At 67.4% G+C, this 9,828-nt stretch carries 11 protein-coding genes; 8 read left to right on the top strand and 3 right to left on the bottom strand.

The features are described from left to right. Nucleotides 1-167 precede the first annotated feature (167 nt). From IBL25_RS21990 to IBL25_RS21970, 5 genes are read left to right on the top strand one after another with little or no spacing between them, the layout of a single operon-like run. A complete protein-coding gene (locus IBL25_RS21990; protein ID WP_187780636.1) occupies nt 168-965 on the top strand; it encodes an ABC transporter ATP-binding protein in 798 nt (265 codons plus the stop codon). Further along, a complete protein-coding gene (locus IBL25_RS21985; protein ID WP_187780635.1) occupies nt 958-1,662 on the top strand; it encodes an ABC transporter ATP-binding protein in 705 nt (234 codons plus the stop codon). Before IBL25_RS21990 ends, IBL25_RS21985 begins: the two co-directional genes overlap by 8 nt. 28 nt (nt 1,663-1,690) lie before the next feature. After that, nucleotides 1,691-2,932, top strand: a complete 1,242-nt coding sequence (locus tag IBL25_RS21980) for an ABC transporter substrate-binding protein (RefSeq protein ID WP_187780634.1) — start codon at nt 1,691-1,693, stop codon at nt 2,930-2,932. A gap of 54 nt (nt 2,933-2,986) precedes the next feature. Beyond that, a complete protein-coding gene (locus tag IBL25_RS21975) occupies nt 2,987-3,880 on the top strand; it encodes a branched-chain amino acid ABC transporter permease (RefSeq protein ID WP_187780633.1) in 894 nt (297 codons plus the stop codon). Between the two features lie 3 nt (nt 3,881-3,883). Next, entirely contained in the window at nt 3,884-4,882 is a 999-nt protein-coding gene (locus tag IBL25_RS21970; protein ID WP_187780632.1) for a branched-chain amino acid ABC transporter permease, read from the top strand. A 22-nt stretch (nt 4,883-4,904) separates the two neighbouring features. Here IBL25_RS21970 and IBL25_RS21965 read toward each other — a convergent pair whose 3' ends face one another. Next, complete coding sequence (locus IBL25_RS21965) at nt 4,905-5,471, bottom strand: YqhA family protein (RefSeq protein ID WP_187780631.1); 567 nt, start codon at nt 5,469-5,471, stop codon at nt 4,905-4,907. A 111-nt stretch (nt 5,472-5,582) separates the two neighbouring features. Between IBL25_RS21965 and IBL25_RS21960 the strand changes: the two genes are divergently transcribed. The 3 genes from IBL25_RS21960 to IBL25_RS21950 all read left to right on the top strand — a co-directional run bounded on the left by IBL25_RS21960 (nt 5,583) and on the right by IBL25_RS21950 (nt 8,347). Further along, nucleotides 5,583-5,936 carry a RidA family protein gene (locus IBL25_RS21960; protein ID WP_187780630.1) on the top strand — a complete coding sequence of 118 codons (354 nt, stop codon included), beginning with the start codon at nt 5,583-5,585 and terminating at the stop codon, nt 5,934-5,936. A 246-nt stretch (nt 5,937-6,182) separates the two neighbouring features. After that, entirely contained in the window at nt 6,183-7,163 is a 981-nt protein-coding gene (locus tag IBL25_RS21955; protein ID WP_187780629.1) for an NAD-dependent epimerase/dehydratase family protein, read from the top strand. A gap of 32 nt (nt 7,164-7,195) precedes the next feature. Then, a complete protein-coding gene (locus tag IBL25_RS21950; protein ID WP_238940585.1) occupies nt 7,196-8,347 on the top strand; it encodes a DegT/DnrJ/EryC1/StrS family aminotransferase in 1,152 nt (383 codons plus the stop codon). A gap of 2 nt (nt 8,348-8,349) precedes the next feature. On the opposite strand, the gene IBL25_RS21945 is transcribed toward IBL25_RS21950, so the two are convergent. Both IBL25_RS21945 and IBL25_RS21940 read right to left on the bottom strand, forming a co-directional pair. Next, nucleotides 8,350-8,910: a nucleotidyltransferase family protein gene (locus tag IBL25_RS21945; protein WP_187780628.1), complete on the bottom strand. Its 561-nt coding sequence runs from the start codon at nt 8,908-8,910 to the stop codon at nt 8,350-8,352. A gap of 39 nt (nt 8,911-8,949) precedes the next feature. Then, nucleotides 8,950-9,828 (bottom strand): alpha/beta fold hydrolase (locus IBL25_RS21940; RefSeq protein ID WP_187780627.1); only part of this gene is annotated, 879 nt, incomplete at its 5' end.

Here is a 9,828-nt window from a genome sequence, read left to right as displayed (position 1 = left end):
GCGAAGGGCCTGCAACGACCCACCCCAGAAGCCCTCAACTTCGCGATCTAGCCTAGCCTGCGCGTAGGCCGCAAAGCACCCTTGCATCGGCGACAACGCCCCGTCATGCTCCGAATCAATAGGCCAGGACAAGGCCTGATCGGAACGTTCAAGACAGCGGGGAGCCAATGGTGGGCGACACCAGCCTCGACTCAGGTTGCATTCTGCAGACGAATGGCCTGAGCAAGGAATTTCTCGGCTTCGTCGCGGTAGGCGACGTGTCGCTGCGGGTGCGGCGTGGCAGTATCCATGGGCTGATCGGGCCCAATGGTGCCGGCAAAACCACCTGTTTCAATCTTCTGACGAAATTCCTTCAGCCGACGCGCGGCAGCATCCACTTCGACGGACGCGACATCACCCGCATGCAGCCTGCCGAGGTAGCGCGGCTGGGCTTGGTGCGTTCCTTCCAGATCTCGGCCGTGTTTCCGCACCTGACGGTGCTGGAGAATGTGCGCGTCGCCCTGCAGCGCACCCGTGGCGGCTCCTTCGATTTCTGGCGTTCCGACCGCGTGCTGCGCGGCTTCAACGAGCGCGCCATGGAATTGCTGGAGGATGTGGGGCTGATCGGCTTCACGCATCGTCCGGCAGGCGAATTGCCTTATGGCCGCAAGCGCGCGCTGGAAATCGCCACCACTCTGGCGCTGGACCCGGTGATGATGCTGCTGGACGAACCCACCGCCGGCATGACCGCCGAGGATGTGGACCGCGTCGTCAAGCTGATCCGCCGCGTCGCGGCCGGCCGCACTGTGTTGATGGTGGAACACAACCTGAAGGTGGTGGAAGGGCTTTGCGACACCATCACCGTGCTGACGCGCGGCCGTGTGCTAGCGGAAGGCGACTATGCCGCCGTCTCCCGCAACCCTGAGGTGGTGGCAGCCTACCTGGGTACCGATCCTTCCATCGCCGGAGCCACGACGCATGGCTGAGCCGCTTCTGAAAGTTGCCGGCCTGCAGGCGTGGTATGGCGAGAGTCATGTGCTGCACGGCGTCGACCTGGAGGTGCGCGAGGGCGAGGTGGTGACCCTGCTAGGCCGCAACGGCGCCGGCAAGACCAGCACGCTGCGCGCCATCATGGGGCTGATCGGCCGCCGCCAGGGCAGCATCCGCTTCGAGGGCCAGGAACTGGTCTCCGCCCGCAGCGACACCATCGCCCGCGCCGGCATCGCCTTGTGTCCGGAAGAGCGCGGCATCTTCGCCAGCCTGGACGTGACCGAGAACCTGATGCTGCCGCCGGTGGTGCGCCCGGGCGGCATGACGGTGCCGGAGATCTACACGCTGTTCCCCAACCTGAAGGAGCGCGCGCGCAGCCCCGGCACCAAGCTTTCGGGTGGCGAGCAGCAGATGCTGGCCATCGCGCGCATCCTGCGCACCGGAGCCCGGCTGCTGATGCTGGATGAGCCCACGGAAGGGCTGGCACCGGTGATCGTGCAGCAGATCGGCCATACCATCCGCGAGATCAAGCAGCGTGGCTTCACGGTGCTTCTGGTGGAACAGAATTTCCGCTTCGCGCAGACCGTGGCGGACCGTCACTATGTGGTCGACCATGGGAAGGTGGTGGACCACCTCCGCAATGACGAAATGGCTGGATCGGCCGAGCGGCTGCACCAGTATCTCGGCGTCTGAACTTCAAGAAGAACCAGGGAAAACAGGAATGATTCAGGATCGTCGTACCGTCCTCAAGACGACAGCCGCGGCCTCTCTGGTGCCGGCGGTGGGCCTGGTGCCTGCCCGTGCCCGCGCGCAGGGGACCACGCTGAAGATTGGCGTGCTGAACGACCAGTCCGGCGTGTACCGCGACGTATCCGGCCCCACCGCCACGGCCTGCGTGCGGCAGGCCATCGTGGATTCCGGCATCACCGCCAAGGGCGTGAATGTCGAGGTCGTGCAGGCCGACCACCAGAACAAGCCGGATGTCGGCGCCACCATCGCGCGGCAGTGGATCGACCGTGACGGCGTCGATGTCATCGTGGACGTGCCGAATTCGGCGGTCGCGCTGGCCATCAACGGCATCGTGCGTGAGAAGAACAAGGCCTATTTCAATTCCACCGGCGGCACCACGGAGCTGACGGGCGGGCAGTGCAGCCCCAACACGGTGCACTGGACCTACGACACCTACATGCTCGCCAAGTCCACCGGCGGCGCCATGGTCAAGACCGGCGGTGATTCCTGGTTCTTCATCACCGCCGACTATGCCTTCGGCCATGACCTGGAGCGCAATACCTCCAAGTTCGTGCAGGAAGCCGGCGGCAAGGTGCTCGGCGCGGTGCGGCACCCGCTGCAATCCACCGACTTCTCCTCTTACCTGCTCCAGGCGCAGCAGAGCCGCGCGAAGGTGATCGGGCTGGCCAATGCCGGCACGGATACCATCAACAGCGTGAAGCAGGCGGCGGAATTCGGCGTCACCCGGCGCGGCACCAAGATCGCGGTGATGCTGATGTTCATCAACGACGTGCACAGCCTGGGGCTGAACGCGGCACAGGGCCTGGTCTGCACCGAGAGCTTCTACTGGGACCTCAACGACCGCACGCGCGCCTTCACCAATCGCGTCAAGGGCAGCCTGGGCGGCGCCTATCCGGCCATGTCGCACGCGGGCTGCTACGCCTCCGTGCTGCATTACCTGAAGGTCGTGGCCGACATGGGCGCCGCCGCCGCCAAGGCCAGTGGTGTCGAGGCCGTCAATCGCATGAAGGCCATGCCGACCGACGACGACTGCTTCGGCAAGGGCACGATCCGCGCCGACGGCCGCAAGCTGCACCCGGCCTACCTGTTCGAGGTCAAGGCGCCCGGCGAGTCCAAGGGCCCGTGGGATTACTACAAGCTGCTGCAGACCACTTCGGCCGATGATGCCTGGCGCCCGACCTCCGAGGGTGGCTGCAGCCTGGTGCGTACCTGACCCAAGGGCGGGGCCACGCGGCCCCGCCGCCTGAGTTTCCTTGCAAGGGGCCGCATGCCGGTGCTTGAGGATCTGCTTTTCCAACTGGAGCTGGGCCTGCCGCAGGTGGTGCTGGGGCTGGTCAACGGCGCCTTTTACGCGCTGCTGTCGCTGGGCCTGGCCGTCATCTTCGGCATGCTGAACGTCATCAACTTCGCCCATGGCGCCCAGTTCATGATGGGCGCCTTCGTGGCCTGGATCCTGATGGCCTGGGCCGGCATCGGCTATTGGCCGGCGCTGGTGCTGTCTCCGCTGATCGTGGGCGCCTTCGGCGTGCTGCTGGAGAAGACGCTGATCAGCCGCCTCTACAAGCTGGACCACCTTTATGGGCTGTTGCTGACCTTCGGGCTGGCGCTGATCATCGAGGGGCTCTTCCGCAACCAGTTCGGCTCCTCCGGCCTGCCCTATGCGCCGCCGGAAGCGCTGGGCGGCCCGCCGGTCGATCTCGGCTTCATGTTCCTGCCGAAGTACCGGCTCTGGGTGGTTGCCGCCGCGCTGGTGATGAGCCTCGCGACCTGGCTGGTGATCGAGAAGACCCGCCTCGGCGCCTATCTGCGCGCGGCGACCGAGAATGCGGCGCTGGTGCAGGCCTTCGGCGTCAACGTGCCGCGCATGGTGACGCTGACCTACGCGGCGGGCGTCGCGCTGGCGGCCTTCGCAGGCGTGCTGGCGGCACCGATCTATTCCGTGAATCCACAGATGGGGTCGAGCCTGATCATCACTGTCTTCGCGGTGGTGGTGATCGGCGGCATGGGCTCCATCCTGGGTTCGGTTCTCACCGGCTTCGGCCTCGGCCTTGTCGAGGGGCTGACAAAGGTCTTCTACCCTGAGGCATCCTCGACTGTGATCTTCGTCATCATGGCCATTGTGCTGCTGGCGCGCCCCGCCGGCCTTTTCGGGAGGGCCTGAGCCATGGCCGCCGATACCCTGACCGCGCCCCCGGAAACCTCCCGCGCACGCGGGCTGCCGGGGCTGGAGATGCTGGGCTTCAACCGGGCGCAGTCCATCGCCTTCCTGTTGCTGCTGGCTTTCCTGGTGGCGGGGCCCTTCTTCCTCTACCCCGTCTTCCTGATGAAGCTGTTGTGCTTCGCGCTCTTTGCCTGCGCCTTCAACCTGTTGATCGGCTATGTCGGGCTGCTCTCCTTCGGCCACGCCATGTTCTTCGGCATGGGGGGCTACCTCACCGCCCATGCCGCCAAGGTCTGGGGCTTCTCGCCGGAACTGGCGATCCTGACCGGCGGTGCCACGGGCGCGGCGCTGGGGCTGCTGTCCGGTTGGCTGGCCATCCGGCGGCAGGGCATCTACTTCGCCATGATCACCCTGGCGCTGGCGCAGATGGTGTATTTCCTGTGCTTGCAGATGCGCTTCACGGGAGGCGAGGACGGCATCCAGTCCGTGCCGCGCGGCCGCCTTTTCGGCCTCTTCGACCTTTCGGCCGATATGTCGATGTACTGGCTGGTGGCGGCGGTCTTCCTGATCGGCTTCCTGCTGATCAACCGCGTCATCCATTCCCCCTTCGGCCAGGTGCTGACCGCGATCCGGGAGAATGAGCCGCGTGCTGTTTCCCTGGGCTACAAGGCCGAGAACTACAAGCTGCTGGCCTTCGTGCTTTCCGCCACCCTGGCGGGCGTCGCCGGCGGCACCAAGGCGCTGGTCTTCGGCATCGCCACGCTGACGGATGTCTATTGGGCCATGTCGGGGGAGGTGGTGCTGATGACGCTGCTGGGCGGCCTCGGCACCGTCTTTGGGCCGGCGGTGGGCGCGGCGGTCATCGTCACCATGCAGAACTACCTGGCCGAGTTCGGTGCCTGGGTCACCATCATCCAGGGCGCCATCTTCGTGGTCTGCGTCATCGCCTTCCGTGCCGGCATCGTGGGCGAGATTGCCCGCTGGCTGAAGGTGCGGCTCTGACCGATTGGGCAGGGAAGGGGGCTCACTCCTTTTCCTGCCGCTGCTCCTTGGGGGTGGTGTCATGCACCTCCTTGACGTCTGGCGAGACCTTGCCCGGCTCTCCCTTGTGGCTCATCCACTCCAGCAGCCCCAGTGCCAGGGCGCCGAGCACGAAGGTGCCGTGGATGATCAGCGCCCACATCGTCTCCGAGGCATCGTAGCTGCCGGGCTTCAGGAAGATCTGCAGCAGGTGGATGGAGGAGATGGCGACGATGCTGGTGGCCAGCTTCAGCTTCAGGTCGCCGGTATCCAGCCCGCCCACCCAGTGCATCCGCTTCGTCGCCGCCTCATCCTGCAGCCGGGAGACCAGGCTGTCGTAGGAAGAGATGGCGACCATCACCACCATCGAGGCCACCAGGGCGGAATCCGTCAGGTAGAGCAGCCCCAGCAGGTCCTCGTTTTCCGGCAGGATGAAGAGCTGCGTGGCGTATTCCCACAGCTTGGTCAGAAAGCGGATGGCGTAGAGCAGCAGCCCCAGCATCAGCCCCAGGAAGAAGACGGCCAGGATAAAGCGGCTGGCCAGCATGGCCTTGTCGATCAGGGCGGTCATCCGGTTCTCGGAAAAAGATTGCTGGAAGCTAATGCGTGGCGATGACCAGCGTTGCCTTGGCGTCCGAGGCAGCCGACAAGGCGGCTATTCGCCAGAGGGAACCTGAACATCATGACCATCACCCGCCTGCTGGAGGAGGAGCGCCTCTCCGGCGCCACCGTCGCCAATGGCTTCATCTTCCTGGCCGGGCAGATCGCCGATGACCCGAGCTTGGATGCCGAGGGCCAGACCGCCGATATCCTGGCGCAGATCGACGCGCTGCTGGCCATGGCGGGCACCGACAAGCGCGCGCTGCTGCAGGTGCAGATCACCCTGGCCGATATCGCCGATGCCCCCGCCATGAACCGCGCCTGGGACCGTTGGCTGGACCCTTCCGCCAAGCCGGCGCGCATGACCAGCGAGGGCAGGCTGGTCGGGCCGGAGTACAAGGTCGAGATCATCGGCGTCGCTCTGGCCCCGAAGTAGAAAAACACGGGCGGAACCGCCACGCTGCCCCTTCACCGGGGCCGCGCCGCACGGCATGCTGAAAGCCCTGCCGCCCCGCGCATGCCCAGGAACCGTCGCGGTTCCGCCGCAATCGCAGGGCACAGGATTGCCTTCTGCCGTCGGGATTGGTTCCGCCATCATGCATAACCTCGCCAGCGAGGGCTCAGGCACCACCGGGTGCCGGTTTCGGGTGCCCGGCACCCGTCGCGGCCGGCTGCGCGTGGCATGAGCAGGGCGGAGTTCTGGCGCGGCAAGCGCGTGCTGGTCACCGGCGGCGCCGGCTTCCTGGGCAGCGGGCTGTGCCACGCCCTGGGCGCCCTGGGCGCGGAAGTCACGGCACTGGATGCCATGCTCGATGGCTCCGGAGCGCATGCGGCCAATCTGGAAGGCTCCGGCGCCACCCTGGTCACCGCCGACCTGCGGGATGCGGAACTGGCGCCGCATGTGCAGAACCTCCACGCCATCTTCAACATGGCGGCCTATACCAGCCATGCCGGCAGCATGGCGGACCCATTCTCCGACCTCGCCATCAATGCCACGGCGCAGCTACGGCTGATCGCGGCGCTGCGTGAAGGCTCGCCAGATGCGGTGGTGGTGCATGCCTCCACCCGGCAGTTCTACGGCACCCCGCGCTACCTGCCGGTGGATGAGGCGCATCCGCTCTCGCCCCCCGATGCCAATGGCGTCTCCAAGCTGGCCGGAGAGCAGTATTGGCTGCTGGAGCACAAGGTGCGCGGCCGCCCCGTGGTCTCGCTGCGCCTGACCAATTGCTACGGCCCGCGCCTGCGGGTGAAGGATGCGCGCCAGACCTTCCTGGGCATCTGGTTCCGCCGGCTGCTGGAAGGGGAGCCGATCGAGGTCTGGGGCGGCGCGCAGTTGCGCGACCTAGCCTATCTCGACGACGTGGTGGAAGCCTTCCTGCTGGCGGCCGAGACACCTCGCTGCGCCGGCTTCGCCTATAACCTGGGCGGCGCCCCGCCGGTCTCGCTTTTCAAGCTGGCCGAGGCCGCCATTGCCGCCAATGGCGGTGGCCGCCTGATCGCCAAGGAATTCCCCGCCGACCGCGTGGCCATCGATATCGGCAGCTATTACGCCGATGACGGCGCCTTCCGTGCCACCACCGGCTGGGCCCCGAAAATCTCTCTGCCGGAGGGGCTGCGCCGCAGTCTCGACTGGTTCCGCCCACGGCTTTCCACCTATCTCTGACGCGCCCCGCGTACCCTGAGGAGAAGGGCAAGATGACCCTGCCCGAGACTGCCACGAAGCTGCCGATGATCCCGCTGGCCGATCCCGGCGCCGCTTATCGCGCGCAGCGCGACGCGCTGGATGACGCACTGGGGCGCGCGCTGGATTCCGGCTGGTACATCCTGGGTGGGGAAGGGGCGGCCTTCGAGCGGGAATTCGCCGCCTGGCTCGGCCTGCCGCGCGCCGTGGGCTGCGCCAATGGCACGGATGCGCTGGTGCTGATCCTGCGGGGCATGGGCATCGGCCCGGGCATGACGGTCTGCACCGTCTCCCACACCGCCGTGGCCACCGTCGCCGCCATCGAGATGGTGGGCGCGACCCCGCTGCTGCTGGATATCGACCCCGATACCTATACCATGGATGCCGACGAACTGGCCGCCGTGCTGGAGGACCCGCCGCCGGGCCTGCCGCCGGTCCGCGCCGTCATCGCCGTGCATCTCTATGGCCAGGCCTGCGACCTGCAGCCCATGCTGGACGCCTGCGAGGCCGCCGGCATTCCGCTGATCGAGGACTGCGCCCAGTGCCATGGCGCCACGCTGGGCGGGCGCAAGCTGGGCACGCTGGGTGCCGCGGCGGCCTTCAGCCTGTATCCCACCAAGAACCTGGGCGCCCTGGGCGATGCCGGCATCCTGGCCACGGCCGATGAGGAACTGGCCGAGCGGATCGCCGCCATCCGGCAATATGGCTGGAAGTCCCGCTACATTTCCGACCTGGTTGGCGTGAACAGCCGCCTCGATGAGTTGCAGGCCGCCGTGCTGCGCGTGCGCCTGCCGCTGCTGGAGGGCATGAATGCCCGCCGCAATGCCATCGCGGAGGCTTATGACACGGCGCTGGCCGGCACCTCGCTGACGCCGCCGGCGCGGCGGGCGGGCGCCACCCACGTCTTCCACCAGTATGTCGTCCGCAGCGCCGAGCGCGATGCCATGGCCTCGATGCTGAAGGAACTCGGCGTCGGCACCGGCATCCATTACCCGGTGCCGGTGCATCTGCAGCCTGCCTATCTCAACCGCGTCGCCCTTGGCCCCGCCGGTTGCGCCGAGACGGAGGCGGCCTCGCGCGAGGTGCTGAGCCTGCCGATGTTCCCGGAACTGACGGATGAGCAGGTGGCGCGGGTCTGCACCGCGCTGCGGCAGGTGGCGGGCTAGGTTCAGCCGATGATGCTCAGCCAGGGCCAGCGGGCGCGGTAGCTCTCGGCCTTGGCGGGGAAGAGGCGGGGCTGCGGGTGGCGCGGGTTCATCCGCAGCCGCCCTTCCCAGAGATCCTCCAGGCTGTCCGGCGCATAGAGCGCGCCATCCTCCGCCGCGACGCCCAGGCAGGTGCAGGCGATCAGGTAACGGTCGATGCCATCCCGCGCCGAGATGAGGCGCGGATAGGGCTCCCCGAAGTGTTCCGGGTACCAGAGATGGACGCGGGCCTGGTTGCGCACCTCCACCGTGACGCCGAGATCGGCGAAGAGTGTCTCCGCGCGGCGGATCACCCGATCCTCGGCTTCCCAGGACAGATCGGCGTCGTCGAAATAGAAGACGTCGTAATCCTTCACGCCCCAGCCGGGCTCCTGGCCGGCGCGGTGGTTCCAGACAGCCTGGAAGAGGCAGCCGGCCACCAGATGCGCCTGCGGCGCACCGAGGGCCGGCAGCCGCCGCAGGATCTCGGCATTGGCCAGGTTGGCGAGGGCCAGGTCCAGCAGCTTGGTGGTGGTCAGAGACATGGCGAGGAGACTGCCGCCGCCACCCCGCGCCGGCAACCGCTACCGGTGGCGGCCGATGAAGCCCAGTACCGCCTGGTTGAAGGCTTCAGGCTGCTCCCAGTATCCGGAATGCCCGGTCTCGGGCAGGATCAGCAACTCGCTGCCCGGAATGGCGGCGGCGAACTGGCGGAAGACCGAGGGCGGGGCCCAGAGATCGGCATCGCCGCCGATCAGCAGGGAAGGCACCTTCATTTCGCGGAGTGCCGCCCAGGTGATGCGGTTCAGCGTGCCCTGGAACACCCGCTTGCCGCCTTCCAGCGCCTTGTGCTCCAGCTCCACCCACTGCTTCACGCCCTCCGGGTTCACGGCGCGGTAGGAAGGGCCGACCTCGCGGAATTCCGCCGGCATCTCGGCGAAGCCCTTGGGGCGCAGGCCATTGCTCATGGCCAGGTATTCGGGGTCCGTGATGCCCATATGGGTGCAGGCAAACACCGCGCTGCGCAGCCGCCCCGGATGGGACAGGGCGAAATCCACGCCCACGATGGCGCCCGCCGCCGAGCCGACCATGTGGAAGCGGTCGATCTTCAACTGGTCCACCAGCGCCAGCAGGTCTCCCGCGGCGGTGCCGGTGGGGCCTTCGCCCGCCGGCGAATCCAGGTAGCCCCGGCGGGAATAGGCGATGACGCGATAGCCCGCCTGCGCCAGCACCGGCTGCTGGTAGCCCCAGATGGCATGGCTGCCGGTGCCCGGGTGCAGCAGGATGATGGTCTGCGCATCCGGCGTCTGCGCGCCGGTATCCCAATAGCCCAGCTTTGCCCCGCCAAGGTCGATCGTGCCCTTGGTGGCCGGGCGCTGTTCCGGCACCGGCAGCAGCATGGCGCGGGTCGGGTCGGCCGCCGGCTGGGCGGGCATCGGCGGCGCGGCGCGCTGGGCCAGGGC

Source organism: Pseudoroseomonas ludipueritiae (assembly GCF_014490445.1).
Lineage (GTDB): Bacteria > Pseudomonadota > Alphaproteobacteria > Acetobacterales > Acetobacteraceae > Pseudoroseomonas > Pseudoroseomonas ludipueritiae.
This window is presented reverse-complemented; position numbering and strand designations above follow the sequence as displayed.